Consider the following 25757-nt stretch of genomic DNA (forward strand, 5'->3'; position numbering starts at 1 on the left):
CCCGACATAGGGGGTTCCGCTTCCTATTCACCAGTAGGACATACAGATGCCAACCCAGCTTGAAATCGCTGAACACCTGGACATGAGTGACCGAAATGTTCGCGACGTGCTGAAGGGGATAGGCATCAGCAACTGGCAGTCGGCCAGTCTGGATGAAATCCGGATCGCTTACATCCGCGACATGCGCGCCAAAGCTGCAGGTCGCGGAGGTCATCAGCTCGAACAACTCAACGCTGCGCGGATCGAGGACTTACAGCAGAAGTCTGCAAATGGTCGTCTGCTGTATCACGAAAAATTGCGGTCGCTGATTCCCAGCATGGAAGCGGAACGCGTGCTGGCCGACTGGGCCGGATTTGCCAACCGGGAATACCTAGGCGGCATCGAACGACTTATTCAGGAAATCGAGAACGTGCAGAAACTCACGGTAGATCGATCTGTGGTGGCCAAAGTTGCTGGACCTACAACCGAGCGAATTGCAGGCTACGCGCGAAAACTTGGCGCGGAGCTTGTCGGCAGCAGCGGGGAAATTCAACCCGCCGCGTGACGTGCCGACAGCGGAGTACTTGAGCACCAAGTTTTACCTGCCCGCTGAAAGCGGTGTACTACACGGCCTTTACGATTTTCACTACACGCCGTATTTCCTCGGTGTCGCCGCCGCGCTGGACGATCCACGCGTTAGCGAAGTCGACCTGATGAAAGCCGCACAGATTGGTTGGACCTGGTTTCTGATCGGTTACCTGTTCAAGTTCGTGCAGTTCCTGCCTCGGCCGATCATGATCCTGTTCGCCAAGGAGAAGGACGGGAAGAATTTCCACGACGAAAAACTCAAGCACGGTGTGACCGCGAACACCGAGATCAACAAGTTGATGCCGGTCGATACCAGCCGGACTTCCGGCAACCGGTGGGACCACAAAAGCTTCCCGGGTGGCTTCCTCAAGTTGGTGGCGTCGAACTCGCCAGGCAACGTCAAGTCGACCTCGTCGGTGGGGTTGTCTGTGGTCGAGGAACCCGACGACACCAGCGACGACGTTAAGGGGCAGGGTGATGCGATCGCCCTGCTCGAAGAACGCGGCAAACGTTACCCCGGCTCGAAAATGTTGGTCGGTGGAACACCGGCGATCAAGGGGGCGAGCAAGACAGAAGCGCGCCTGGCGCAGACCGATTGCCGGGTCCTGCCGATCATCTGCCACACCTGCAGCAACGCCCATGTGCTGGACTTTGCGCACATCAAATACCTCGACATCGCGGAGGGGACAGAGCCACACGAAATCTATGGCCGTGCGGATCCCGAAACCGCCGGCTACGCCTGTCCGCACTGCGGGGAAATTTGGGACGACTACCAGCGCAAAGAGAACATCCGCAACACGGTGTTCAATGCGATCGAAACGGGTGATCCGTACTGCGGTTGGGTACCGACCAAACCCTTTGCCGGGCGTGCCGGCTTCATCGAGCTCAACGAACTCTATGCCTGTCTTCCCGGTACCAGCCTGGCGGACATCGTGCGCGAGCAACTAAACGCCGAGCACCGGGCGGAGATGGGCGACCTGTCGCTGCTGATCAAATTCGTCAACCAGAAACAGGGTCGCGCCTACGAGTACAAATCGGATCTGCCCGAAGCCGACAAACTGGCGGAGCGGGCTGAAGACTATCCCGAGCTGTTCGTGCCCATGGGTGGGTTGGTCCTGACGGCTGGCGTCGACGTCCAGCATGATCGGCTGGCAATCATCATCCGCGCGTGGGGCCGGGGCGAGGAGTCCTGGTTGGTTTATTGGGGCGAGATTCATGGTCAAGTGGTGTTGCCGGACCAGGGCGTCTGGCTTGACCTGGAGAAACTGTTGTTTGCTCCGATTACCCACGCCTGCGGTGCCAAGTTGAAGGTGCTCGCCGTTTCGCTGGACACCTCCGATGGCACCACCACTCAGGATGCGGCGTATTCGTTCTGCCGTAAGCATCAGCAACGTGGGGTGATGGCCATCAAGGGGGCGAGTGAGCGAGGCAACACCCGCGACGATGAGCGCAAGGAGATTTTCAGTGCGCCCCGGCAGGGCGTGGACACCGACAAAGAACAAAAGGCGTCGAAGTACGGCCTACGGCCTTACATCGTCGGCACGTCCCGGGCTAAGGATCTGTGGATCGAAGGTCGGCTGCCGCTGACCGGTAACGGTCCTGGCCGGATGCACTTCTACAAGACGGTGCGGCCGGACTACTTCCGGCAGATCACCGCCGAAGTGAAGGCACCCAGCCGACGACACCACTATCGCAAAGTCTGGCAGAAGAAGGCCGGTGAGCCGAACGAAGGGACGGACTGCGAAACCTACGCACTGCACGCAGCCCGGTCGTTGAAAACGCACCTGCTGAATGAACACGACTGGGCGGCGTTGGACGCTCAGATCCGGCAGGGCGGTTTGTTCGATTCGCCACCACCGGAGCCCGAGGTCAAGCCGGATCCAGCGCCCGCAACGGCACCGGATAATCCCGCACCGACACCACCCATTGAACCTACCGATCTCCCGCCTTCTGGCGGGAGAGTTGTTTCTGGGCGCCGCAGCGCAATGCGCGTGCTCTCCCAACGCAGGAATTAGACATGGCCATCACACTGGAACAAGCGCAGAACCAGCTGCAGGCTTGGCTCGACGCGAGCCTCAAGGTCAGCCAGAAACAGAGTTACCGCATCGGTACCCGTCAGCTGAATTATGCCGACGCGGCGGAGATCACCCGGATGATCGATTACTGGCAGGGCCAGGTTGATCGTCTGGCCAGTGGCCGTCCTCGCGGCATTGTCCTGCGCGGGATTACGCCGTTATGAGTCGCGCGCCGAAGTTGCCTGAGCCCACGCTGCTGGACAAGGCCATCACCTGGCTCAGCCCGGTGAACGGTGCCAAACGCATGCACGCGCGGATGAGCATGACGGCGCTGGGTGGTTACAGCGGGGCATCCAAAAGCAAACGGTCCCTGAGTGCCTGGCAGCCTGCCGCCGGAAGCGCGGCTGCCGATCTGTTGTCCGATCTGCCCACGCTACGGGAGCGTTGCCGCGATCTGGAGCGTAACAACCCCATCGGTGGTGGGGCGATCAACACGGTCACCACCAAGACAGTGGGCACCGGCTTGGCACTCAAGTCGGTGGTCAATCGGCAGATCCTTGGTTGGGATGAGGACACCGCGCGCGAATGGCAGCGCAACACCGAGTCGTTGTTCAAGTCCTGGGCGGAAACCACGGCGTGCGATATCACCCGTGAGCAAAATTTTTACGGGCTTCAGGATCTGGCCTGGCGTTCGGTGTTGAGCAGCGGTGACGTGTTCCCGCTGCTGACACACAAGGAACGTCCAGGTCAGCACTATTCCGCCTGTATCCAGTTGATCGAGGCTGACCGGATCTGCAACCCACAAGGCAAGGCCGACACGGAGACGCTCACCGCCGGCATCGAACGTGATGCGGACGGCGAGCCGATCAAGGTGCACATCCTGCGCAGCCACCCTGGTGCGCTGGGGGTGAAAGAGCGGGTGTGGGATGAGCGACCGTTCTTCAATGAGCGCGGTGGGCGGGCGCTGCTGCATTTGTATCGGCGCCGACGTGTCGGGCAACCGCGCGGCGTGCCGTATCTCACCCCGGTGATCGAGAAGCTCAAACAACTCGATCGCTACACCGACGCGGAGCTGGAAGCCGCCGTGGTGTCGGCGTTCTTCGCGGTGTTCATCAAGCCTGGGAATGGCGGCAATCTCAGCCCGTTGGCTTCAGCCGCGACCGGCAACACCCCGGTGGGCGGTGATCGTCTGGCCGGTCGTGAGTCGGGCGGCTGGGACGGTTCGCTCAGCGGCGGGATCGTCGCCGAGCTGGACGACGGCGCCTCAATCGACACCGCCGCGCCGGGGCGTCCGAACCTGGCATTCGACCCGTTCGTGTTGGCGATGCTGCGGCAGATCGGCATGGCTCTGGAGCTGCCGTATGAGGTGTTGATCAAGCACTTCACCGCCAGCTACACCGCAGCCCGTGCGGCGGTGATGGAGGCCTGGCAGTTCATCCGCGGTTGCCGTGATTTCCTTGGCAACGGCTTCTGTCAGCCGGTGTACGAGCACTGGCTGGAAGAAGCCGTCGCTCAGGGTGATGTCGATGCCCCCGGCTTTTTCGACCACCCGCTGCTGCGGTATGCCTACTGCGGCTCGCTATGGGTCGGTGATGGCCCGGGCACGGTGGATCCGCTCAAGGACATCAACGCAGCCAAGGGGCGTGTCGATCTCGGTGTCAGCACCCTGGCCAAGGAATCGATGCTCTACGACGGCAGCGACTGGGAAGAAAACCACGAACAGCGCGCACTGGAAGTAAAACGCCGGATGGAGGACGGCCTGTCTGCCACGCCGGCCTCACAACCTGAAGATCAGCTACCGCCCAACCCTGACTTATCCGAACGGACCTGACCATGACCGATAAACCCACCGAGGCGCCTCCTGTGCATCGGGTGACGGCGTTCGACCTGGTGTCGCGTGAACCGTGGGCCATCACCCCTTACATGCTCAATACCATCGCCGCCATCGCCCGGCGCGAACATGAAGGCCCTGAGGCCGTCGAGGCCCGCCAAGGTCGGCCCCTGCAGAACAGCCGCACGGTTACACAGCGCGGCAACGTAGCGTTGGTGCCGGTCACCGGCCCGGTCTTTCGCTACGCCAACCTGTTCACCGCCTTGTCCGGTGCGACTTCGCTGGACGTACTGGCGAAGGACTTCACCACCGCAGTGGATGACCCGCGTACCGAAAGCATCATCCTGGTGATGGACACACCCGGCGGGCAAGCCAATGGCATCGCCGAGTTTGCGCAGATGATCCGCGCCTCCCCCAAGCGGGTGGTCGCGTACGTGTCGGGCAATGCCGCCAGTGCGGGTTATTGGATGGCCTCGGCGGCGCATGAAATCGTCATGAGCCGCACCGGTGGCGTCGGCTCCATCGGTGCCGTGCTCAACATCCGGGCCAACAAAGATGACGGCAGCCTGGAGATCGTCAGCAGCCAGAGCCCCAACAAGCGTCCGGACTTTACGACCGAACAGGGCCGGGCGGTGGTGCAGAGCCATGTCGATCGACTGGCCGGCATCTTCATTGAAGACGTTGCGAGTTATCGCGGCGTGACCGTCGACGACGTCCTCGCCGATTTCGGCCAGGGCGACATGCGGATTGGCTCTGACGCCGTGGCGTTGGGCATGGCCGATCGTGAATCCACCCTGGAAAACCTGATTGCCGAACTCAATGGCAGCACATTTGGAGATCGTTCCATGAGCAACACAACCACCAGCAAACCCAACGACAGCGACAAGCCGCCGGTCATCGACCGCAACTATCTGGCCACCCACCATGCCGAGCTGCTTGCGACGCTGGAACACGACGCGCACGCGGCCGGTGCACGCGCCGAGTGCGATCGCATTAAGGGCGTCGAGGCCGCCGCGTTGCCAGGCCATGAAGAGTTGATCGCCACTCTCAAGTTCGACGGCGTGACCAGCGGCCCTGAGGCTTCTGCTCAGGTGATCGCAGCTGAGCGGGCCAAGCGCAGCAACGCCCTGGCCACACTGCGCAGCGATGCTCCGGCGCCCGTGCCCAACGCACCGGCCCCCGCGCCGGAGCCGGCCGCAAAAACCACTGAAGATCCGGATGCTCCGCTGGAAGAACGCGCCAAGGCGACGTGGGACAGCGACAAGGAAGTGCGTGCCGAATTCGGCACCTTCGAGGCTTATCACGGTTATCGCCGGGCTGAGGACAAAGGCCTGATCAAGGTCCTGAAAAAGTAACTCGGATTTAACTCTCACCCCTTCGGCTCTGGAGAACACCTATGCCTCTTACCCTCGACACCCCGCGCTCGTATGAGATCGGGGATATCAACGAATTGCCCGTTGCCGCAGCCACGCAGATCTTTGAAGGCTCGGCGGTCGGGATCAACTCGGCCAATGGCTTGGCGCGCCCCTTGGCCGCCGGTGATCTGTTTGTCGGCTTCGCTGATCGCGGTGCCGACAATCGACTAGGCGCCGCTGCTGCCCTGCGAGTGCGCCTGCGTGAGGCCGGCAAAATCGAAGTGCCGATCACCGGCCTGGCTATCACCAATATCGGCAAGCTGGTGTATGCCAGCGACAGTGGCACCTTTTCCCTCACGGCCGCCGGCAACAGCTTGATCGGTCACGTACACCGTTTTGTCAGCGGTGGCGTGGGTATCGTCAAGTATGCCGTCCAGTCCATCCCGGCTGCGTAATCACGCACCCATCCGTCACCTTCATCAGGAGAACCACCCATGGGTGCTGAAGTACTTTCCAGCCGTGCCGTCATCGGCACGTTTTACGAACTGCTCGAGCAGAACACAGGGGCGAGTTGGATCGACGTCCTGTCGAACCTGTTCGATTCCGACCAGGCGAAAGAAACTTATCCGTGGATCGGTAGCGTGCCAACCTTGCGTGAGTGGATCGGTGGCCGACATGCCAAAGGTTTCATTTCTGCCGACCTCGAAATCGAAAACCTGCACTTCGAAGCGACCATCGAAGTTCTGGTCAAAGAGCTGCGCCGCGACAAAACCGGGCAACTGCGCATTCGCCTGGGTGAATTGGCCGACCGCACCAATTCGCACTGGGCGCGCCTTTTGTCGGCGCTGATTCTCAACGGTGAAAGCCAGGTCTGCTACGACGGCCAGTACTTCTTCGATACCGACCATGAGGAAGGCAAAAGCGGGGTGCAGTCGAACAAGATCACCACCGTCATCAGCGAGCTTCCTGGGGATAATCCTGGAACTCCCTCCCGACCATCGCCGGGACAGTTTCAACAAGCTGTTGCCCGATCTATCACCCAGCTAACCAGCCTGAAGGATGATCAGGGCGAGCCGATCAACGAACTGGCTCGCGAGTTCCTGGTGATGGTTCCGTTCAGCCTGCTGAGCGTGGCGCAGTCGGCACTGACCGTGCCGCGCGGTACCAACATCAGCGAAATCGTTATGCCGGACAACGTCACGGTGCGGGTGATCGGCAACGTGCGCCTCAATGCCTGGACCGACAAGTTTGTCACCTTCCGCACCGACGGCCGCCTGAAAGCCTTCATTCGTCAGCAGGAAACGGACGTGGTGATGAAGGCCAAGGCCGAGGGCTCAGAGTTCGAGTTCGACAACGATGCGCACCAATACGGCGTCGATACCTGGCGCAACGTCGGGTTCGGTCGCTGGCAGTACGGCGTCCTGAACCAGCTGGTGTAAGCCTCAGGCGTTCATCTCACAGAGGACAACACCATGCCGAAATACCGTGTGGATCAACCCATCACCTTGTATGGGGGTGAACTGATCCTGACCGATGCACAGGCCGGTGCGCGAGCGCACAGCTTGGAGCAGATCAAAAAAGGCCGCTACACCATCGTGCAACCGGTTCAGTTCAAAATTGGGGAGGAAATCTTGATTCCCGGCGAGCCGGATAAAGCCTTGGCGCAGCGAGTTACCAGACTCGAACGAACGGCGGGGCCAACCAATGGCGAATAAATCCTACACCGTGCTGTCGGGATCATTTCGCGACCACAACAACGACGTGATTGGCACCGGTGGCACTGTCGAATTGCCCGATGACGTGGCGGTTCGTTTTCGCAATCAGCTGCTGGAGATCAAACAAAAAGTGGTGCCGACCAAGTCCAGCGGAACGGCCAAGGAAGGCCCTGATGTTTGACGAAGACCTCGCGGGATTCCTCGAAGATTTCGATGCTGGCGGGTTGGTGGATGACCAACCCTTTCTGGCCGTTCGGGATATGCCGGACGAGATCCGGGCCATGGCCGGGATCAATAGCCAGTCCACGTATTACGAGATCCTGGTTATCACCGCCGAGGCCCAGCGACTGTCCATCGACAACGGAAAACTGATCACGGTCGGCGGCAATGCTTTTCGGGTGCGCGACCGACTGATGATCGATGACGGGGCGTTCAGTCTCGTTTCACTCGCCGAGATTTAATCATGCCTTCGATTCAGGAACGCATCGTCCAGCGGGCGCAGGCGCTGATGCTGGCCGCCGGTACGTTGGCCGAAGACCGGGTGTTTCGCAGCCGCACCGAGGCTTTCACGCGCAAACAGACCCCGGCGATCGTGATCCGTCCGGATCTGGAAACCACCGAACGCGAGAGTCACACGGTGGATCGCAACCAGTTCGAGTTGTCGGTGGAAATCCTCGCCCGCGAAGACACCGTGACCAGGAACACTTGGGATCAAGTCGCTGACCTGGTCAAGGTCGCCGTGCATACGGTGCTGATGGGGGAGGACGCGTTTCCCGAAGCCGATCGCGTGCAACGCTTTTATATCGATTGGATTGAAGAGGAGGGCGACAACACCGCAGGCAACTGCATGGTGCGTTATCGCTTCACCTACCTGTGCAATGCCGGCGATCTGACGTCCGGCCCCACCGTTTACTGAGGAACACAACCATGCAAATCGCATTCGGCAGCGGGCTGTTTTATGCCACCCCGCTGATGGACGCCTTCGGCAACGCCATTTCCGCACCGACGCCAATCCTGCTGGGCATCATGCAGGAGGCTTCGGTCGACCTGTCCTTCGATTCCAAGGAGCTGTTTGGCAGTGAGCAGTTCGCGGTCGATGCTGCACGCGGCCAAGGCAAGCTCACCGGCAAAGCCAAGTCGGCGCAGATCAGCTTGCTGCAGTGGAACCAGCTGGTGTTCGGACAAACCCTGACGACTGGCCAGGTGCTGGTCCATCACGCCACGACCCCGACCGCTATTCCGGTCGGCGCCGAGATTATCGTGACCCCACCCGCTGGTGGCTCGCTCTCGGGTGATCTAGGGGTGCGTGGTGCGGGCGCAGTGCCGTTTGTTCGGGTGCTGAGTGCGCCCACCGCTGGCCAGTACACCTTCGATGTGGCGACCGGCGAATACGGTTTCGCTGCGGCTGATGTCGCCACGCCGGTGTTCATCGACTATCGCTACACCGTGCAGACGGGCAAAAGCCTGTCGGTGCGCAATTTGCCGATGGGTGACATGCCGGTTTTCCAGGGTGAATTGATCCTGAAGTACAAGGGCAAAAGCATTTATGTCCGGGTCCCCAACTTCGTCAGCAACAAGCTGGGCATCGCCACCAAGCAGGACGATTACACCATCCCGGATTTTGAATTCACCGGCTATGCCGATGAGTTCGGTGAGGTGTGCTACTGGAGTGCGAACGAATGAGTACCGTGAACATCCCCGGCATCAGCTACCCGTTCCCGGGTAAGTCGTTGGTGATTCCGCCGCTGTCACTGGGTGACTTGGAGCAGTTACTGGACCGGATCAACGCGATCGTGGCCGGGGGCATGGACCGAGGCAGTATTGCGACGGTAATCGACGCCACGCACGCGGCGCTACGCCGCAATTACCCGGACATGCTCCGCGAGGAGGTGGCTGGTTTGCTGGATTTGCGTAACATGCGCGAGGTGCTCAACGCCGTCATGAGTGCGTCCGGCATGGAGGCGCAGCCGGTGAATGAACAGGGGGAAGTGCCGGCCCCTTCGACTGGGGCCAACTCTACGCTCACCTGATTGCCTGCACCGGGCAAAGCCCGGTCACGTTACGGCGTGATTGGGACATGACGATGGTGGGGCACATGACCGACTACTGGCGTCATCATCCGCCGGTTCATGTACTCGTGGCCGGCTACATGGGCTACAAGCCTGAAACGCAGGTTACTGAAGCACCCGATCTGGAGACAAACCTTGCTAGGCTAGCTGCGGATCTACGTGACGAATTGCCGGAGCATCTACGTGGTGCGCTGGATTCCTTTACTATGACGCGATGAACCTAACAATTTAGAGGAGTTTTTATCAACTCCTCTCATTGTTTAAGAATTTGATGGCTGTCCTATTTTAAGGAGAGCTTATAGGTTGGTGAATAGAGCGTCGCCGATTCTACTAGGACGGACCCATCCGGAAGTTTTTTTGCTTCTAGCGATAACCTGACTAGGGCGTACCTCATGTCGCCATAATAGTAGTTCTCAATCCCATATTGACCAGACCATTTGCCATTAGGCTTTGGTTTCAAGATGAAATTAGTTGGCGCACGGTCCGGGAATTCTCTATCTTCTTTCCAGAAAGATAAGACGGGGGCTTCTGCTGTGCCCGATAAGTACAGGCGATAATGCGGCTTGCTGTCTATGGCATCTTTGCCCAAGTCGGGACTTCGTGGGTCGCTGGTTTCGTTTAAGCTTAACTTAAATTTATTTTCGTAGATTCCGTCTTCTGTTTTTTTGGTAATGGATCTGACTTCGCCTTTGTGGCCAAACCACGGGCGATACAATTCTGCGGAAACGTATGATAAACATAGATTTGGATTTTTAATCGTTACTTTAAGGCTGTCAGGCGATGCGGGGGAAGAACTTACATTTACTTTTGCTACAGCTACTCCGAAAGTGGATGCCAATTTACTTGCATCAACATCCACATTGCCAGTGGTTTTGTTTTTAGTTTCAAAAGTGTATTCAGAAAGCATTATGCATTTATAGACGAATTCCTTTTCAATGGGAGCGCCTCTTGAAAAGTTTTTTATCTTTGCGACTGACCATCCAGTAGAAGTACTGACTTCTGATGAAGTGGTCTCGATACCTGCATTCGCGGTGATTAGTTTAAATGATGCTTCAGCTCCGGCTTTATAGTTTGAGTATGTTGCTGAAGTGACGTCTGTGATTGAAGGCGATATGGAAATTATATCGTCTGTAATTTCGAACCCGTCCCCTCCAAGGGTTCTATTTTTATTGTTGGATATTTCTTCAATGTATTTGCCCAGCGCGTTTTCTTCTGGCGGTTTGAGAGTTGTCCAGCCTAACTCATTCGTGTCTGGTAGTTTTGTGCCGCAACCCAGCATTGAGGAAGCAGCTACTACAATCGAGGTAAAGCGCATTAAACCCATGGCGTGTCCCTACGTTGGTGTTGGTTTTTATGGGGAGCGGGTGTGGTGATGGCAGTTTTTGTTTTTATCATAAAAAAATCTAGCAGAAGAATTTCAAGGCCGCCATGTAAGTGCCGACAAATTTTAACTTATATGAAAAAAATGACTGTGGGGTCGAAATCAGGTTTTTGTCGCGTTAAAGAAAGTTGAATGTTTTTTAATCAGTTTTCTTGGCGTAGCTCAGTTTGTTTGTGGATTGAATTGATATTGTTTATTTGTCAATTTTGCATTAGCGGATTTTTAATGGGCTACTGAGGTGTGAATGGATAGAAATATCGCGTACCAGTTCACTGCGGGCACTCAGGGTTTTGATCGGGCGGTGGATAGCATAGAGCGCAACATGCGCGACGCTCGAAGCACCTTCAATCGCGAGCTCAAGGCGATCAACACCGACATGGTTGGCAGCCAGGTGCAAATCAGTCGCCTGGGGTCTGCGGCCAATGATGCTTTCGCCTGGGTGGGTTCAAAACTCAAAGGTGATCTGCTGGCTTTGGGCGCCTCGATGGCCGCCGTCTTTTCGGCCGTGGCGATCAAGGATTTTGTGGCCGATAGCAAAGCGGCCGCCATCCAGCAGGAGGCCGCTTACCGTGGTCTTGAGGCAGTGGCTAATCATGCGGGTGTCGGCATCGGTCGGGCCATGCAGGAAGCGCAAAAGCTGTCCGCTGACGGCCTGCTCAGTGTCGGTGATGCCGCCAAAGCCCTACAAAATTTGCTGAGTCGGGGTTACAACCTTGATCAGTCGATTGCGGTGATCAATCGGCTGAAGGACGCGGCAGCCTTCAACCGGCAGGCCAATCTCGGGTTGTCCGAAGCGGTGTTGACGGCCACCGAAGGTCTGAAGAACGAAAACTCGGTGCTGGTCGACAATGCTGGGGTGACGAAAAACGTTGCCAAGATGTGGGACGAATACGCCAAAAGCATCGGCACCACTCGCGACAAGTTGACCGAATCGCAGAAGGTCCAGGCCGAATACACCGGCATCCTCAAGGAAACCGAAGCGCAGGTCGGTAACGCGGAGAAAGCGGCGAAGGGGCTCACCGGTAGCCAGGCCGAACTGGACGCCAAAAGCAACGAGCTGAAGGTCACGGTCGGCACGATCCTTGAGCCTGCGTTCATCAGCCTGAATAAAACCTTGGCCGAAACCGCCGGCTGGTTCAATGGCCTGCTCAAGAGCATGACCGGGGTGGGATTAACGGTCGATGACGTCGCTGGCAACATCGCCCGCCTTGAAGCTTCTTTGGCGAACCTCAAGGAAGGCCCGCGAGGCGGCGGTGCTAGGGCGCCATTGGAAGGCACATTGCAAGAGCAGCGTTTGCTCTTGGAACAGTTGCAGCTGTCATCGGACAAGATCGACGAAGTCGACGCGGGCATGAAGACGCGCCTGGCGCGGATTGAGGAGCAGCGGCGTAAGGTTGCCGCGATGGCCGCGACCGGTGATACCGCCTTATCCACCAAGCAGCAAGCCCAGCTGCGCCCCACGGCCTACGGTCTTGAAGTCAGCCGCCTGACCAAGCTGGAAGAGTCCTATGCCGCGGCGATTGAGCGGCGCAAGGAATTGCAAAAGGGTACCGAACCACCGGCCAAGCCCGCGCCCGAAGTCAGCGGCGGTGGTGCCACCAAGTCCCGGGTCAGCCAGTGGTCCGAGGTGCTGGATGCGCAGAAGGTCGCCCATGCTCAGCAGCAGGCGGAGCAAGGTACTTACTACCAGTTTTCGCTTCAGCAAGAAGTCGAATACTGGCAGGGGATTCTCAAACGCACCGACCTGAGTGCGTCCGAACGGCTCGGCGTTCAGCGTAATTACCTGGCGGCGCTGACGGCCATGCGGCGGCAAGACGAGGGAAAAGCGTTCGCGGATCTACAGGCTCAGGCGCAGCAGTATCGCAACAACATGGATGCGCGTTTGCAGATCGCCCAGCAAGCGTTGGAGCGCAGCCGCCAGCTGTACGGCCAGGACAGTCAGGAGTATCGCCAGGCAGCGGCGGAAGTGGTCGCGATCGAGCGAGAGAAGCAACAGCAGATTTCGACGATGAAACAGCAGCAATTGGCCGCCGATCAGCAAGCCCGGTTGGGCAACATCGCTCATGCCGAACAGATGGCTCAGCTGGATTTGCAAGCCAACCTGATCACCCAAGGGCAATTGTTGCAGGCGCAGGCCGAGTTCGAACAGCAGCGCTACGCCATTGAAGCGGCCGCGTTGCAGCAACGAAAAGCCTTGCTCGATCAGGACCCCGACCGCAATCCGGTAGCTCTGCAGCAGGTTCAGCAACAGATCCTGGCGCTGGAACAAACGCATCGCAACAGCATGGCGGTCATCGGCCGGCAGCAAACCCTGGAGTCCCAGAACAACTGGTCCGGCATGCTCGGTGGCATCCAGTCGAGTTGGACCAGCGGCCTCAACGGCATCCTGACAGGGACGATGAGCACCCAAGGTTTACTGCAGGGCATCTTCGGCAGCATCGGCTCCGCGTTCATCGAGAACATGGTGACCAAACCGTTGATGGCGTGGATGTTCGGCGAGACCGCCAAGACCGGCGCGACGGTGGCCGGCGTCGGTGTGCGTACCGCCGCCGAGGCGGGTGGTGCGGCCATGTCCGTGGCGATCTGGGGCGCGGCCACGATCAAGAACATTATCGCCAGTGCCTGGCAAGCGATGGCGGGTGCTTTCGCCGCCATGTCGGCGATTCCCATCATCGGTCCCGTGCTGGGTGTCGCTGCCGCTGCGGCGGCCGGCGCCTTTGTGTTTGGCCTGGTGAAAAACGTGGCGTCGGCCGAAGGCGGTTACGACATTCCAGCGGGTACCAACCCGATGACCCAGCTTCACGAACAGGAAATGGTGCTGCCCAAACAGTACGCCAACGTCATCCGCCAGGCGGCAAATGGCGACGGGCAACTGGGGGGCGGTAACAACTATCACTACAACGATCACAGCGGTCGTCTCACCCCGGCGGACATCCGGCGCAACGCCCGGGCGTTTGCCGAGGAAATGCAGAAACTGCGGCGTAACGGTGCCATCAAGACATAGGGGGGAATCATGCCATTAAGCCCGTTCTGGCCATCACGCTGGGTGGCCAGTTATCCCGATGTGGGGGTGGTAAAAGAAGGTGTGTTACCGCGTATGCCGGGGCAAACCTTGCTGTCGAAAAAAGCACCGGAGTGGAGCACGGGTGTGCAAAAGGCAGCCAGCGGCCGACGTCGCACCACCGCGTATTACTCCGCGCCCTTGTGGTCATTTCAGATCAGCTACAACGCGGTGCGCAAGCGGCCGGGGCTGGATGAATGGTCGCGGCTGGTGGACTTCTTCAACAGCCGCAAAGGGCAGTTCGGCGAGTTCCTGTACTTCGATCGCTCCGACCACCTGGTGAGGCTTCACCGGTTCGGTACCGGCGACGGCACCACCGTCAGGTTTCAGCTTTCCCGTGCCATCGGTGGCTGGGTCGAACCGGTGTATGGCGTCGTCAACATTGATGCGCTGACGGTGGACGGCGTTCTGACGTTGGCCTACAGCGTCGACGAGCTCGGCCTGGTCACCTTTGCCGTGCCTCCGCCGAACGGGGCGTCATTGGTCTGGAGCGGGGCGTTTTACTTCCGCTGCGCCTTCGATGCCGACTCGCTGGATAGCTCACAGCCTTTCCGGGCGATCTGGGAAATAAAAAACGTCGCCTTTACGAGTATCAAACCATGATCGATGCCAGCCCAGAGTTGAAGCAGTTCCTGGCCACGGCACGCAGTTTCGTGATGGCCGACCTGTACACGATTGCCTTGGCCAGCGGACAGGTGCTGCGCTACACCGATGCAGGCCTGCAGATTTATTACGCCGGGCAAAACTACTCGGCCAGCGGCCCACTGATCAAACGCACCGGCGTGCGTGCGGTGCGTGGCATCGAAGTGGATACCTTGAACGTCACTTTCACCGCCGGCCTGAATGACACTGTGCTGGGGGAGTCGGTGCTGCCCTTCATTGCCGGCGGCGGCTTCGATGGTGCGACGTTGAATCTGGCCCGGGCGTTCATGGCGGACTGGGGTAAGCCGGTGGTAGGTGCGGTGACGCGCTTCATCGGTCGGGTGGCCGAGGTCGATCCCGTCGATCGCGAGCAGGCGACCGTCACCGTCAAGTCGCCGATGGAATTGCTGGACACCAAAGTCCCTCGGGGCGTGTATCAGCCGTCGTGTCTGCGCACGGTGTACAGCGCCGATTGCGGGGTTAATCGGGCGTTGTTCCAGACGGCGGGCACCGTCCAGGCCGGCAGCAATACTGCTCTGCGGATCAATTCCAACGTCGCGGCGGATCAAGGCTGGTTCGACCAGGGCGTGATCCGCTTCGTCAACGGGGCGAACGCCGGTGTGGCCCGCACGGTGCGCCGCCAGACCGCCGACGGCGCGGTCACGATGATCCTCGGCGTGCCCGCGGTGCCCGTCCCGGGCGACCAGTTCCTGATTTATCCGGGCTGCCCGCGCACGCTGGATGCCTGTACCAACAAGTTCGGCAACCGCATCCATTATCGCGGCATGCCCTTCATCCCGGTCGCGGAGACGTCCATATGAACGCGCTCGAAGCTCAGCAGCGGGCGGCCGTGGTGGCCGAGGCCGAACGCTGGCTGCGCACACCGTACCAGCACCGGCAGCACTTACTGGGTGTCGGTGTCGACTGTGCCTGGCTGCTGATCGAGGTCTACAACGCGGTCGGGCTGATGCCCTTGATCGACCCCGGACCGTATGCCCAGGACTGGCACCTGCATCGCAGCGAGGAACGTTATCTGGACTGGCTCGATCGCTACGGCTATCCGGTGGAAACACCCCAGCCCGGAGACATGGCGGTGTGGCGGTTCGGCCGGACCTACAGTCACGGCGCGGTGGTGATCGATGAACACCGGGTCATCCATGCCTACCGCGATATCGGCGTGGAATACGCAGACATGCGCGAGGAACGGCTGGCCAGTCAGCTGGTGCGTTATTACACACTCAATCTATACGGAGTCAGCGATGGGGGGCAGCAGCACCACGATCTCTACTAGCGCCACGCGCATCAATGCACTGCAGGTTCAGAGCAGCGCGAGCGGCAAACCGATCGCCTGGCTCGCCGGCCGCAATCGCATCAGCCCCAACCTGATTTACTACAGCGACTTTGAAGCCGTCGCGCACACCACCAAGAAAAAGTCGGGCGGCAAGGGCGGCGGCGGGGCGACGCAAAAAGACACCACCTACACCTATTACGCGGCGCTGATCCTGGCGATCGGTCGCGGTCCGATGGGGGCGATTCACCGCATTTTTCGCGACAAGGAAGTGTTCGCCGAAGCGGTCATCGACGGGGTGACTCAATCGGCCTTGGCGCAGGCCGGATTCAGCTTTGCCCAAGGTGCCCGCGATCAACTGGTGTGGGGGTTTCTGCAAACCAATCATCCCGCCGAGGCCATCGCCTACTCGGACACTGCCTATGTGTATTCCAGTCGGTACCTGCTCAACGACAGCGCCGGAGTGCAGAACCACACCTTCGAAGTCGACGGTCCTTATCAAGTGCCGGGGCTACCGGACGCCAATCCCGGCAACTTCTTACCGGGGCTGTTGCTCGACCCGTTGGACGGTATTGGCTTCAACCCGGCGTGGATCGCTGACCTGAGCAATTATCGTACTTACTGCCTGGCGGAAAACCTGTTGTTGAGTCCCGTACTCGATGAGCAGTCGCCGGCCAGTGAAGCGATCGCCCGCTGGTTGCAGCTGACCAACAGCGAGCTGGTTTGGTCGGCGGGTCAACTCAAGGTCATTCCGTATGGCGATCAGGCGGCCACCGGCAACGGTGTGACCTGGTTTCCGGATATCGCCCCAGTGGCGGATCTGACTGATGACGATTTTCTGGCCGAGGAGGGGGAGCCTCCGGTTTCGCTGAAGATCAAGAGTCAGGCGGACAGCTACAACGAAGTCTCGCTGGAGATTCTTGATCGCGCTCACGAGTACAACACCGATGTGGTGCGGGGCACCGATCAGGCGGCCATCGAGCAGTTCGGCTCTCGGCCGATGGAGACGATCAAGGCCTATGAGATTTGCGATGTGGCGATCGGCGCGCATGCCGCCCAGTTGCTGGTGCAGCGCAAACTCTACGTGCGCAATGAATACCAGTTCTCTCTGGGCTGGCAGCATGTGCTGCTGGAACCGATGGACCTGGTCACCATCACTGAGCCGGGATTGAATTTGCACCAGCGTTTGGTCCGCTTGATCTCGGTCGAGGAAGACGAAGAGGGCAAGCTGGCCGTAGTAGCCGAGGATGCGTTGCTGGGTGTCGGCAGTGCGCCGAATTACCCGGTGCAAAGCAAGAGCGGTTTTCAGAGCAACCAGAACGTCGCACCCGGTCCCGTCCTGGCACCGATCATGTTCAACCCACCGGAAAGCCTGTTGCTCGCCGGTGAGTTGCAAGTATGGGGCGCGGTGGCCGGTACCAGCCCCAGCTGGGGTGGCTGCGAGATCTGGATCAGCGCCGATGGTGATAGCTATTGGATGGCGGAAACCATCTATGGCCGGGCGCGTATGGGCCGGCTCTCAGCGACGCTGCCCGCTGGCAGCGATCCGGACACGGTAAATGCCTTGTCCGTGCAACTGGCAGCCACCGACGAACTGACGGCCGTGACCACCGCCGAGGCGGACAGCGGCGCCACCCTGTGCTGGGTCGACGGGGAGCTGCTCAGTTACCGCGATGCGACGTTGACAGGCGTGGGCGCCTATCAGCTGGGTTACCTGCGACGTGGTCGGCTGAGTTCGCCGGTGGCTAGTCACCCGCCCGGGTCGCCGTTTGTGCGGCTGGATGATGCCGTCTGGAAATACAGCTATGCGCGGGATCAGATCGGCAGAACGGTGTGGGTCAAGTTCCGCTCGTTCAACGTGTATGGCCGGGCGCTGGAGGATTTAGCGAGCGTCACGGCCTACAGCGTCACCTTGTCGCCCGCGCGGGTGGTACCGGCACCGGCACAGAATCTGGCACTGGTGGGCTCATTCGAAGCGCCGTACTTCACCGTCAGTTGGACGGCCGGTGATCGTGCGGAGGATCGTCTGGTGCGGATCCGTAACGCCGGCAGTAATGCGTTGCTGCGACAGGTATCGACCACCAGTACGGCCTTCACCTACCAGCGCGCCGACGCCCTGGTCGATGGCGCGCTGCTGCGCAGTTACCGCGTCGAGATCATCGAGCGCAACGCGGCCGGCAGCGCACCGTTGACCTCGATACTGGTGACCAATACCGCACCGGAGGAGGTGACCGGCACAGCGGCGACGGTCAGCGGCACCACAGCTGATGTGAGCTGTGATGCCAGCACGGCAGCAGACGCCGCCGGTTATCTGTTCGTGTACTCCACCGACGCTGATTTCGACCCGACCTTTGCAGGAACAGTCGGCTATCAGGGGACGTCCCGTTCGGGGGAGATCACCGGCCTGATGGCCGACACCACGTATTACCTGTGCGCCGCCGCTTACGACACCTGGAGCAGCACGCGCAGCCAGCTCAACTTCGCTCCGGCGATTACCTTTAACACCTGATAGAGAACTCGCATGCAGCCCATTCAATTCTTCGCCGCGAGGGCCGAGGACGGCGTCCTGCTGCCCGGCGCCACGGTCCATGTGTTCGTGTCAGGAACCCAGACGCGAGCCCCTTTGTTTTTCGATTCAGGCGCCGCGATCGTCCAAGGCAACCCGGCCAAGGCAGACGGCAATGCTCGTGTGTTTTTTTACACAACGGCTGATCGAATCGATATCCAGCTCAGTTATGGCGGGTACCAGGCGCCGTTACTGCGGGAGATCCGGACGACCGACGCCGTCGATGTGGTGAATGGGGCCATTGAGCAACTGCGCCTGGAAATGATGGATGGGAAGATTTACGCCAACAAAGAGCAGGGGTTGGCCAGTCCTACCGTAGCCAACGGCATGCTGTTTTGGGCCGCCAGTGGTGACGCCCAGGTGCTGCGGACCCTGTGGCAAAAGGTCAGCAGCGTAATGGCCGTCAAGATTGGCGACGAAACCAATGCGCTCGGCCTTCGCAATACCTCGGTTGGATCGCAAGATTTGATCGCCGCCGCGACGCTGAGTGGTCAGGCGCTGAACGGTGCGACGGCGATTACCGAGAACAATAAGTATGTCGGCTTCGCCATCCCGGCAGGAGTGACCGGCGCATCGTCCTACATCACTTGCCAGGTCCCATTCGGCTTACCGCTGCTGACGAAGTTGGTCGGCAGCGAGGTGGAAATCACCACCCAGTACGAAGCCTCTGCGGGCTTCCTGGGCATTTACCCCATCACGCCTAGAATCCGGGTGGGACGGGGGGCGTCCTATGTGGATCTGATCCCTAACTCAAGCGATCTGACTCAGAACGGAACGGTGTTGACCTTGCGTTTGAGGTACACCGTCACCGCCGATGACCTGTACCTGAACGTGGTCTATCAGGTTGCGCTCAGTCAGGCGGTGGCCTCGATGGCCAGCTCGCTGAAGGTGAAGGCCGTCAGTTACTTGGTGGTCAGGTTGGCCAACGAAATCATGACCGCCAGTGACTTCATGCTTGATCAGCGCCTGGCACCGTTGTCATCGGCCACCACCACTGCTCAGGCTTCCGCTGACAGTGCAACCATCTCCACCGGGAATCTGTTGTCCTCGGTGGCCTTGGCCGGTGAGGCGCTCAGTGGTGCGACCTTCATCCCCGCAGCGGATGGCCGCACCGTCGGCGGGCTGAAAATTCCCGCCGGGGTCACGGGTGCAAACGCGTACCAGACAGCGCTGATCCCGGTGACGGCGCTGGTCGGGTGCAAGCTGAAGTTCACGATTGTGTACAACGTCACGCCCAACTTCCTGACTGAAACAACGCTGTCCACCGCCGTACTGCGCGTGGCCCGCGCTTCGGGAAGCGTCGGCATCGTCCCTGCCGATTTCACCCGCAATCAGGTCGGGACGATGTTGACGGTGACCATGACCTACACCGTGCTTGAAGGTGACCTGACCGCAGGGGCGCTGCTGCAGGTGACCCCCAGTTCGGCGGTCGCCGGTCATGATCGCACCGTTGAACTGAACCAGTTCTCGTACGCAGTCGTGGCCGTACCTGCTGGCAGTAGAAGCGGCGCCGACCTGGTGCTGCCTCAACTGCTTGCGGCGCAAAAAGCCTTAATTTTGGGAGAGGCACAAAACAGTATTGCCTCGGCGCGGCTGACGTCGGGTGATCTGGCGGCCACGTCCGTGACCACAGGGCAGTTCTTCAATGGCGGACAGGCCATTGTTGAGGGCGGGGCGACGGTGGGGCTGTTGCTGCCCGCCGGCGTGACCGGGGTCAATACCTTTATCGGATCGACCGTGCCGCTGAGTGTGGGCATGCTGGCCAAGTTGGTGGGGGCGACGATCCGTTTGTCAGTGTCATATGACACCACGGTCAACTTCCTGGCCGAGACGCCACGGAGCGGCGTCACCCTGCAGGTGGGCCGAGGGGGCGCTACGGTGAACGTGGTGCCAACATCGATCGACACAAAACAAGTCGGTACGATCTTAACCACCGTGCTGTCTTATGTGGTGACTGCGGCCGATGTCTGGATCAAGCCGGTGTATCAGGTGGCCGTGGCGGCCGTGGCGCAGGCCCATGAACGCACGCTGAAGCTTAAATCCGTGACCTACTCAGTGGAGGCGTTGGCTGCAGGAACCACCTACACGCCTGAGGACTTGCTGCTGGCGTTGCAGTTGCAGGCAGTCAAAGACGCCGTCCCGGAGGAAGTCAAAATCAAGGTGGGTCCCTCTGGGCAGTACGCTACGCCCAAGCTGGCCATGGAGGCGATCTTGGATGCGTCGGTTGCGAAACAATACGAGCTGCTGATCGATACGTCGGTGATCTACGACCAGGACTGCAATTGGTCCGTCAAAGACTACGTCCACATGACCGCCGACGGCCCGGGCAAGGCATGGATTCATTACGAGAACCCGGACAACGTAGACCCGGCAACCATCCCGCTGACGCAAACCTTTTGGGATAACAAGACCAGCATCTTGACTCGCCTAAAGGTGACCATCCGCAACGGTCGTTACCCGATCCACTCCGACAGCTCGGGCGCCGATACCGGCCGCATCCAGACTCTGCGCGATTGCTGGATCGAACATTTGGGCAACGCGGGCGCCCAGGCGTACCAGAACTCAATCAGCAGCGGTATCACCGTATGGCAATCGACCCATGCCTGGGGTTGCGGCACCTCGAGTGCCCAGCTCAACGATAGCCGCAACTGCGTGTTCCGTTCGCCGACCACGGCGTTCTACTTCCACACCAATAAACTGTTCGCCAAGGGTTGCCGCGTTACGCTGCAGAACTGTCGCATGCAGACCACCAACGACTCGGGCGAGGCGATCGCCGTGCAGCCGCTGGGCTCGATGCAAGAGGACGTGCTGCAGGTCAACGGTTGCGAACTGGACGGCTTCATGTCCTACGTCGCATCGCCGTGGATTCCTGACACCCTGCAAAACCAACCGGCGAATCACAGCGAGATCAAGGTTGTTGGTGCAGGCAATACGTCGTTCGCGTTCAAGATCACCGACTTCGGCCGGGCGCTGAAAATCGAAAGCAACGACACCACCGCGTCGAGCAAGATCGAAGTGTCGGGGGGCGCGGTACCTATCGTGTTCGGCCGTCAGGTCTACTCGATGCCAGGCGTCATAGGGATCAAGGGTTACGTTTACGGCTGGGCGGATATCTCGGGCGTCGGCGTGGGCCTCAACAAGAACGTGTTTATCACCAGTCTCGGCCAGCGTCTGGGCGACTGCACCTCGGTCAACAAGACTTTGGCCGTGAAGATCAACGGCGGGGCCACGACAACCATCACCTTCAACCAGGACTACACCGCACAGACCAACGCCACGATCCTGGCCGCGATCAACGCGGAACTTGGCTCGGCCGCCGTGGCCACGGCCTACGACATCGGCGGGCGGTATCGCCCTGAGATTCTGGACGAGGAGCGTTTACTCAAGGCCAGCTCGGCCGAAGGCCTCCTCATGGGCATGGTGGCGGCCTGGGATGGCCACAACAAGAAGATCCGCAAGATGACGGCCAGTGATTCGCCATCGCTGTTCGCGGGTATCGTCATGGAGGATATCTACCCCGACCAGTGGGGTCGTGTGAAGACGTGCGGCTGGGTGCTCAACACCGATCTGTACCAGTTCACCGGATCGCCGGCTTATCACCAGGTCTTCTACATCGACGCGGCGGTGCCGGGCAAACCAACCCTAACTGTCGGGATCAACGCGATCATGCGGGGCAAGGCCTCGAACGTGGTGGAGGTCGCACCTAAATAATTTGCTCTTGATGGTTTGCCCGCTTCGGCGGGCTTTTTTTCGCCTGGAGAAAAGTGATGACTGCAACAGAAAGAGACCACGACATCCTCGCTCGCACGCTGTGGGGGGAAGCCCGTGGCGAAAGCCTGGCCGGCCAGATCGCCGTGGCCTGGACAATTCGCAATCGTGTGAACGACGGCAAGGCCAAGTCCTGGTGGGGCGAGGGGTACACCGGCGTGTGCCAGAAGCCGTATCAGTTCAGCTGCTGGAACAAGAACGACCCGAACTACGTGTACCTGAGTGGCGCGAAGCCGATTCCGTTTCGCGAGTTTGCCCAAGCGCTGATCGCAGCCGACCAGGTGATGGCGGGCAAGGTGCCAGATCCAACTGGTGGGGCGACCCATTATTACGCGACCACCATGCCTAGACCACCCGTGTGGACCAAAGACGCCAAGCAGACGCTGAGGCTCGGGCATCACATTTTTTTCAAGGATGTGCCGTAAGCCCTGTGGCACTGAAGTTTGCGTTTTACCCGGTCGCGCTGAAGGCGCTGGTCTGAATCATTCCCAACCAACTGAGGCAACAAAATATGCAACTGATTAGTAATTGGAAAGACGCGTTGAAGATGTCCAGCGTTCAGGCTGGCGGGGCGATTGCAGCCCTGGGTATTGCCGAGCAGGTACTGCCTCAGTTGCAGGCGGTACTGCCACCTGCGGCCTATGGCGTGCTGGGCATCTTGGTGATGCTGGCTCGGGTGATCTTGCAGCCCAAGCTGAGTAACTAAGCCCGGCGACGGGGGCTCAACAAATCGCCTTTCCGGCCTGTCAGGTCTACGTCAAAGAAGTCTCGATACCGAAGTAAAAAGGAGCGGCCGGATGGGGTGCGTCAACATCCAATCCAGCCGCCGTCCCCGCAGAATGTCCCTGCAAGTCCAGCCAAGGCTCCTGCTTCGTGCACAAAGCGGAGCGAGCCTAGCACCTGTTTATCCATACAGTAAAGGTCTTGCTATCCATGTCCTCTCCCATCATTCCTTGGATGGGCGGCAAACGCCGCCTGGCCGATCGCCTCATTCCTCTTTTCCCACCCCACGAATGCTACGTCGAAGTCTTTGCTGGAGGTGCTGCGCTGTATTTCATGCGCCCCCAGGCCGCGCCCGTTGAAGTCCTCAACGACATCAACGGCGACCTTGTAACGCTGTATCGCGTCGTGCAGAACCACCTTGAAGAGTTTGTGCGCCAATTCAAGTGGGCACTCAGCTCGCGCCAGGTGTTCGAGTGGCAGAAGATGACCCGCCCTGAAACCCTTACCGACATCCAGCGCGCCGCCCGATTTTTCTACCTGCAACACCATGCCTTCGCCGGCAAAGTGACCGGGCAGACGTTCGGTACCGCCACCACTGGCCCGGCCATCAATTTGCTGCGCATTGAAGAAAACCTCTCGGCCGCTTGGCAGCGCCTATCCGGCACCTACGTCGAAAATCTGCCCTGGATCGAGTGCGCCGAGCGCTACGACCGTGCCCATACCTTTCATTACATGGACCCGCCTTACTGGCAGACCGTCGGCTATGGAGTGGACTTTCCGTTCGAGAATTACGAACAGATTGCTGCCTTCATGCGCAGCTGCAAAGGCAAGGTAATGGTCAGCATCAATGATCACCCGGACATTCGGCGAGTGTTTGAGGGATTCCATCTCGAGACGCTGGACATCCGCTATTGCAATACCAATCAGCGGCAGGGCAAGGCCGAGTTGAGTGGTGAACTGGTGATCATGAATTGGGAACCGGCTGCGCTGGGAGGGTTGTTTTAGAGTGTGCTTGCAAATGGCCTATTAGTTAGGCCATTTGCAGCGTTGCGTTGCTACTGCTGATTTGCGGCTGTCAGGCCATCTTGCCGAGGATCCAGCCACTGGCTGTTTAGTGCCAGGTGTACGGGAGAGAGTTATCCGCTGTGAACTAGAAATCCTGAATTCATTCAGAATCTACTCTCTGGATAAGGCAGTAACCACGATTTCTTACTGAGCGGAGGAGGAGGGCTCCTTCAGAGAATTTCTTGAATTTTGCTTGTAGTCTACTGAGGCACATGAGTAATCCTTTATACTTATCCGGGTTCTTGTTTAACTGTATAAGGATTTCTTCATTGGTAATAACGCGCTCTGCGCTGCTTATTAATATATCAATAATTAGATTTTCCATGCGTGTTAATTTGATCATGGTTAAATTGTTAAAAAGCAACCGCTTGCTTTTGTTGAATGCCCACGTTTGGGGTTTTTCAATGTCGATGTGATTATATGTACATACAGGCTCGCGCTGGTTTGGACAGGCCGCGACATCATCAGTTGTGTGTGCGAGAGATATGAAATCTTCATTGATAAGGTTGAACTGAGTGGGGGTAAGATTTTCTGACATCGCGCTTCCTCCATACACCGGGTAAGTGTAGTCCAGGAGAAAAACGAGAGCACCCATTATAAGTAACTGGTTAAAAAATCCCGCATGGGCGGGATTAAAAGGGGTCGAACAAAAGGAGGGTGCTGTTCCATCAGCAGAAGTCAGTGTAGACAGCCCGTGGCGGAGTGCTCTGACAGAAAATAACGCAGCTTGTTTGATCCTCAATTGGGCATAGCTGAAGGAGCAGGATTAAATACAAGCCTTGCGTCTTTAACCTCACTTAGTTGCTTTATGCGTTAGGTGTTTTCAATGAGTTCGCGCGCTGGCGGACTATGGCTATTCTGGTTAGTAGTCCCAGTACGGGGAAAGGCGTCCGCACATGATTGCACCCTCCGGCTGTGTCTTCAGGGTAGACCCGTGGCTGTCGGCTTCGTTACAAACCCTTGGCCAGCGCAGGCCGGGCAATCTTCACGCCGGTCAAAACGATCAAGGCAGGTCGGACAGGTGCAAAACCTAGCCAGGTCGATAAGCGGCCGCAGTCTTTCGAACGCGCGCAGATCGCGGCACTCCTGAGCCATTTGGGCAACGTCCACCAGCGCGCGATAGTGGTCCGGATCCTCGATCGGCTCGAACGTCACACCCTCGATCGTTCGGCTGGTTTCGACGAGGTCGTACTGCTGCCCATCCGGCAGGGTCAACGTGAGGTCGGTGATTCTCGCAACAGCTCCGGATGGGGTGAACACCAGGTTCGCTCCCGTGGCATCGCGATAAATCTTCCCGTCGTAGGAGGATCGCTTGCCTTCGGTCAGCGTGCTCGACGCATAAAAAATCGAACGCCCAATCTTGCCGAACAGCTCGGTTGTTCCATGCCGCAAGACGTCATAGGCAGAGGCGCCGCAGTAGCGGGTTGGCGCGGTCTGCAACTCCTCCACGGCATGCCAGTAGGCGGCGTTGGCCCTCTCGTTCAGGTCGAACTGCTGGAGTATGTCAATCAAGCCCTCGGCGGCCAGGGCGGCGCTCATGGCGTAAAGGGTGTGGCGGTGGGCCTCGGGGTTCTGCAGGCGAAAATCGTGGTCGTCGAGGGTCGAGCGCCACTGCTGCAGTCTCAGCGCTTTAGCCTGGTCGAAATTCATAAAAACGGGTTCACTGTACTGATACTGGATGTATGTACAGTAATCGGGGTGTGACGCTCCG

At 59.1% G+C, this 25757-nt stretch carries 26 protein-coding genes; 23 read left to right on the forward strand and 3 right to left on the reverse strand.

The genetic code is table 11. The features are described from left to right. The first annotated feature begins 46 nt into the window (after positions 1-46). The 14 genes from ACA057_RS08905 to ACA057_RS08970 all read left to right on the forward strand — a co-directional run bounded on the left by ACA057_RS08905 (position 47) and on the right by ACA057_RS08970 (position 9770). Positions 47-544, forward strand: a complete 498-nt coding sequence (locus ACA057_RS08905) for a hypothetical protein (protein ID WP_497347565.1) — start codon at positions 47-49, stop codon at positions 542-544. After that, positions 507-2582 (forward strand): phage terminase large subunit family protein, encoded by a 2076-nt coding sequence (locus tag ACA057_RS08910; protein ID WP_497347567.1) that lies wholly within the window; start codon positions 507-509, stop codon positions 2580-2582. The genes ACA057_RS08905 and ACA057_RS08910 overlap by 38 nt, the downstream gene beginning before the upstream one ends. Positions 2583-2584: 2 nt before the next feature. Further along, on the forward strand, positions 2585-2806 hold the full coding sequence (locus tag ACA057_RS08915; protein WP_052963663.1) for a DUF6148 family protein: 222 nt from the start codon (positions 2585-2587) through the stop codon (positions 2804-2806). Next, positions 2803-4413 carry a phage portal protein gene (locus tag ACA057_RS08920; RefSeq protein ID WP_497347570.1) on the forward strand — a complete coding sequence of 537 codons (1611 nt, stop codon included), beginning with the start codon at positions 2803-2805 and terminating at the stop codon, positions 4411-4413. The genes ACA057_RS08915 and ACA057_RS08920 overlap by 4 nt, the downstream gene beginning before the upstream one ends. Before the next feature lie 2 nt (positions 4414-4415). Beyond that, complete coding sequence (locus ACA057_RS08925) at positions 4416-5768, forward strand: S49 family peptidase (protein ID WP_497347572.1); 1353 nt, start codon at positions 4416-4418, stop codon at positions 5766-5768. Positions 5769-5809: 41 nt separating this feature from the next. Continuing rightward, positions 5810-6223: a hypothetical protein gene (locus tag ACA057_RS08930; RefSeq protein ID WP_497347574.1), complete on the forward strand. Its 414-nt coding sequence runs from the start codon at positions 5810-5812 to the stop codon at positions 6221-6223. 39 nt (positions 6224-6262) lie between these two features. Beyond that, on the forward strand, positions 6263-7207 hold the full coding sequence (locus ACA057_RS08935; RefSeq protein WP_497347576.1) for a Mu-like prophage major head subunit gpT family protein: 945 nt from the start codon (positions 6263-6265) through the stop codon (positions 7205-7207). A 33-nt stretch (positions 7208-7240) separates the two neighbouring features. Further along, positions 7241-7483 carry a hypothetical protein gene (locus ACA057_RS08940; RefSeq protein WP_497347578.1) on the forward strand — a complete coding sequence of 81 codons (243 nt, stop codon included), beginning with the start codon at positions 7241-7243 and terminating at the stop codon, positions 7481-7483. Further along, the gene (locus tag ACA057_RS08945) at positions 7473-7664 is read left to right on the forward strand and encodes a hypothetical protein (protein ID WP_497347580.1); all 192 of its coding nucleotides are present in this window, start codon (positions 7473-7475) and stop codon (positions 7662-7664) included. The genes ACA057_RS08940 and ACA057_RS08945 overlap by 11 nt, the downstream gene beginning before the upstream one ends. Next, entirely contained in the window at positions 7657-7944 is a 288-nt protein-coding gene (locus tag ACA057_RS08950) for a hypothetical protein (RefSeq protein ID WP_497347582.1), read from the forward strand. The genes ACA057_RS08945 and ACA057_RS08950 overlap by 8 nt, the downstream gene beginning before the upstream one ends. Positions 7945-7946: 2 nt before the next feature. Further along, entirely contained in the window at positions 7947-8399 is a 453-nt protein-coding gene (locus ACA057_RS08955) for a hypothetical protein (RefSeq protein ID WP_497347584.1), read from the forward strand. An 11-nt stretch (positions 8400-8410) separates the two neighbouring features. Continuing rightward, positions 8411-9166: a hypothetical protein gene (locus ACA057_RS08960; protein WP_497347586.1), complete on the forward strand. Its 756-nt coding sequence runs from the start codon at positions 8411-8413 to the stop codon at positions 9164-9166. Then, complete coding sequence (locus ACA057_RS08965) at positions 9163-9513, forward strand: hypothetical protein (RefSeq protein ID WP_497347588.1); 351 nt, start codon at positions 9163-9165, stop codon at positions 9511-9513. Before ACA057_RS08960 ends, ACA057_RS08965 begins: the two co-directional genes overlap by 4 nt. A gap of 65 nt (positions 9514-9578) precedes the next feature. Further along, positions 9579-9770, forward strand: a complete 192-nt coding sequence (locus tag ACA057_RS08970; protein WP_497347590.1) for a hypothetical protein — start codon at positions 9579-9581, stop codon at positions 9768-9770. 62 nt (positions 9771-9832) lie between these two features. Here the strand turns inward: ACA057_RS08970 and ACA057_RS08975 are convergent, their stop codons facing one another. Beyond that, the gene (locus tag ACA057_RS08975; RefSeq protein ID WP_497347592.1) at positions 9833-10876 is read right to left on the reverse strand and encodes a hypothetical protein; all 1044 of its coding nucleotides are present in this window, start codon (positions 10874-10876) and stop codon (positions 9833-9835) included. Positions 10877-11255: 379 nt separating this feature from the next. On the opposite strand from ACA057_RS08975, the gene ACA057_RS08980 reads away from it, so the two are divergent. The 9 genes from ACA057_RS08980 (at position 11256) to ACA057_RS09020 (ending at position 23986) form a co-directional block, all read left to right on the forward strand. Continuing rightward, the gene (locus ACA057_RS08980; RefSeq protein WP_497347594.1) at positions 11256-13937 is read left to right on the forward strand and encodes a hypothetical protein; all 2682 of its coding nucleotides are present in this window, start codon (positions 11256-11258) and stop codon (positions 13935-13937) included. Between the two features lie 9 nt (positions 13938-13946). Then, a complete protein-coding gene (locus ACA057_RS08985; RefSeq protein ID WP_497347596.1) occupies positions 13947-14597 on the forward strand; it encodes a DUF2460 domain-containing protein in 651 nt (216 codons plus the stop codon). Further along, complete coding sequence (locus ACA057_RS08990) at positions 14594-15457, forward strand: phage/gene transfer agent baseplate hub protein (protein ID WP_497347598.1); 864 nt, start codon at positions 14594-14596, stop codon at positions 15455-15457. The genes ACA057_RS08985 and ACA057_RS08990 overlap by 4 nt, the downstream gene beginning before the upstream one ends. After that, complete coding sequence (locus ACA057_RS08995) at positions 15454-15927, forward strand: NlpC/P60 family protein (protein ID WP_497347600.1); 474 nt, start codon at positions 15454-15456, stop codon at positions 15925-15927. The genes ACA057_RS08990 and ACA057_RS08995 overlap by 4 nt, the downstream gene beginning before the upstream one ends. After that, complete coding sequence (locus ACA057_RS09000; RefSeq protein ID WP_497347602.1) at positions 15896-18433, forward strand: phage tail protein; 2538 nt, start codon at positions 15896-15898, stop codon at positions 18431-18433. Before ACA057_RS08995 ends, ACA057_RS09000 begins: the two co-directional genes overlap by 32 nt. A gap of 12 nt (positions 18434-18445) precedes the next feature. Next, positions 18446-22201 carry a hypothetical protein gene (locus ACA057_RS09005; RefSeq protein WP_497347604.1) on the forward strand — a complete coding sequence of 1252 codons (3756 nt, stop codon included), beginning with the start codon at positions 18446-18448 and terminating at the stop codon, positions 22199-22201. A 56-nt stretch (positions 22202-22257) separates the two neighbouring features. Continuing rightward, positions 22258-22683, forward strand: coding sequence for a cell wall hydrolase (locus tag ACA057_RS09010; RefSeq protein ID WP_497347606.1), 426 nt, complete (start codon positions 22258-22260; stop codon positions 22681-22683). Between the two features lie 86 nt (positions 22684-22769). Beyond that, the gene (locus ACA057_RS09015; protein ID WP_497347608.1) at positions 22770-22964 is read left to right on the forward strand and encodes a DUF7940 domain-containing protein; all 195 of its coding nucleotides are present in this window, start codon (positions 22770-22772) and stop codon (positions 22962-22964) included. A 227-nt stretch (positions 22965-23191) separates the two neighbouring features. After that, positions 23192-23986, forward strand: coding sequence for a DNA adenine methylase (locus ACA057_RS09020; RefSeq protein ID WP_497347610.1), 795 nt, complete (start codon positions 23192-23194; stop codon positions 23984-23986). Between the two features lie 160 nt (positions 23987-24146). On the opposite strand, the gene ACA057_RS09025 is transcribed toward ACA057_RS09020, so the two are convergent. Both ACA057_RS09025 and ACA057_RS09030 read right to left on the reverse strand, forming a co-directional pair. Continuing rightward, positions 24147-24584 (reverse strand): winged helix-turn-helix domain-containing protein, encoded by a 438-nt coding sequence (locus ACA057_RS09025; RefSeq protein ID WP_497347612.1) that lies wholly within the window; start codon positions 24582-24584, stop codon positions 24147-24149. A gap of 383 nt (positions 24585-24967) precedes the next feature. Continuing rightward, the gene (locus ACA057_RS09030; RefSeq protein ID WP_497347614.1) at positions 24968-25696 is read right to left on the reverse strand and encodes a hypothetical protein; all 729 of its coding nucleotides are present in this window, start codon (positions 25694-25696) and stop codon (positions 24968-24970) included. Positions 25697-25757: the final 61 nt, after the last annotated feature.

Source organism: Pseudomonas sp. LBUM1661, from assembly GCF_059695925.1.

Bases quoted from the DNA above. Each gene is read 5' to 3' on its own strand.
- ACA057_RS08935 (WP_497347576.1), top strand. From the start codon at position 6,263: ATGGGTGCTGAAGTACTTTCCAGCCGTGCCGTCATCGGCACGTTTTAC.
- ACA057_RS09000 (WP_497347602.1), top strand. From the start codon at position 15,896: ATGGGGGGCAGCAGCACCACGATCTCTACTAGCGCCACGCGCATCAAT.
- ACA057_RS08980 (WP_497347594.1), top strand. From the start codon at position 11,256: ATGCGCGACGCTCGAAGCACCTTCAATCGCGAGCTCAAGGCGATCAAC.
- ACA057_RS08975 (WP_497347592.1), bottom strand. From the start codon at position 10,876: ATGGGTTTAATGCGCTTTACCTCGATTGTAGTAGCTGCTTCCTCAATG.
- ACA057_RS09005 (WP_497347604.1), top strand. From the start codon at position 18,446: ATGCAGCCCATTCAATTCTTCGCCGCGAGGGCCGAGGACGGCGTCCTG.
- ACA057_RS08960 (WP_497347586.1), top strand. From the start codon at position 8,411: ATGCAAATCGCATTCGGCAGCGGGCTGTTTTATGCCACCCCGCTGATG.
- ACA057_RS08990 (WP_497347598.1), top strand. From the start codon at position 14,594: ATGATCGATGCCAGCCCAGAGTTGAAGCAGTTCCTGGCCACGGCACGC.
- ACA057_RS08925 (WP_497347572.1), top strand. From the start codon at position 4,416: ATGACCGATAAACCCACCGAGGCGCCTCCTGTGCATCGGGTGACGGCG.
- ACA057_RS09025 (WP_497347612.1), bottom strand. From the start codon at position 24,584: ATGTCAGAAAATCTTACCCCCACTCAGTTCAACCTTATCAATGAAGAT.
- ACA057_RS08945 (WP_497347580.1), top strand. From the start codon at position 7,473: ATGGCGAATAAATCCTACACCGTGCTGTCGGGATCATTTCGCGACCAC.
- ACA057_RS08965 (WP_497347588.1), top strand. From the start codon at position 9,163: ATGAGTACCGTGAACATCCCCGGCATCAGCTACCCGTTCCCGGGTAAG.
- ACA057_RS08970 (WP_497347590.1), top strand. From the start codon at position 9,579: ATGACCGACTACTGGCGTCATCATCCGCCGGTTCATGTACTCGTGGCC.
- ACA057_RS08915 (WP_052963663.1), top strand. From the start codon at position 2,585: ATGGCCATCACACTGGAACAAGCGCAGAACCAGCTGCAGGCTTGGCTC.
- ACA057_RS09020 (WP_497347610.1), top strand. From the start codon at position 23,192: ATGTCCTCTCCCATCATTCCTTGGATGGGCGGCAAACGCCGCCTGGCC.
- ACA057_RS08905 (WP_497347565.1), top strand. From the start codon at position 47: ATGCCAACCCAGCTTGAAATCGCTGAACACCTGGACATGAGTGACCGA.
- ACA057_RS08940 (WP_497347578.1), top strand. From the start codon at position 7,241: ATGCCGAAATACCGTGTGGATCAACCCATCACCTTGTATGGGGGTGAA.
- ACA057_RS09015 (WP_497347608.1), top strand. From the start codon at position 22,770: ATGCAACTGATTAGTAATTGGAAAGACGCGTTGAAGATGTCCAGCGTT.
- ACA057_RS08955 (WP_497347584.1), top strand. From the start codon at position 7,947: ATGCCTTCGATTCAGGAACGCATCGTCCAGCGGGCGCAGGCGCTGATG.
- ACA057_RS09030 (WP_497347614.1), bottom strand. From the start codon at position 25,696: ATGAATTTCGACCAGGCTAAAGCGCTGAGACTGCAGCAGTGGCGCTCG.
- ACA057_RS08995 (WP_497347600.1), top strand. From the start codon at position 15,454: ATGAACGCGCTCGAAGCTCAGCAGCGGGCGGCCGTGGTGGCCGAGGCC.
- ACA057_RS08920 (WP_497347570.1), top strand. From the start codon at position 2,803: ATGAGTCGCGCGCCGAAGTTGCCTGAGCCCACGCTGCTGGACAAGGCC.
- ACA057_RS08930 (WP_497347574.1), top strand. From the start codon at position 5,810: ATGCCTCTTACCCTCGACACCCCGCGCTCGTATGAGATCGGGGATATC.
- ACA057_RS09010 (WP_497347606.1), top strand. From the start codon at position 22,258: ATGACTGCAACAGAAAGAGACCACGACATCCTCGCTCGCACGCTGTGG.
- ACA057_RS08950 (WP_497347582.1), top strand. From the start codon at position 7,657: ATGTTTGACGAAGACCTCGCGGGATTCCTCGAAGATTTCGATGCTGGC.
- ACA057_RS08985 (WP_497347596.1), top strand. From the start codon at position 13,947: ATGCCATTAAGCCCGTTCTGGCCATCACGCTGGGTGGCCAGTTATCCC.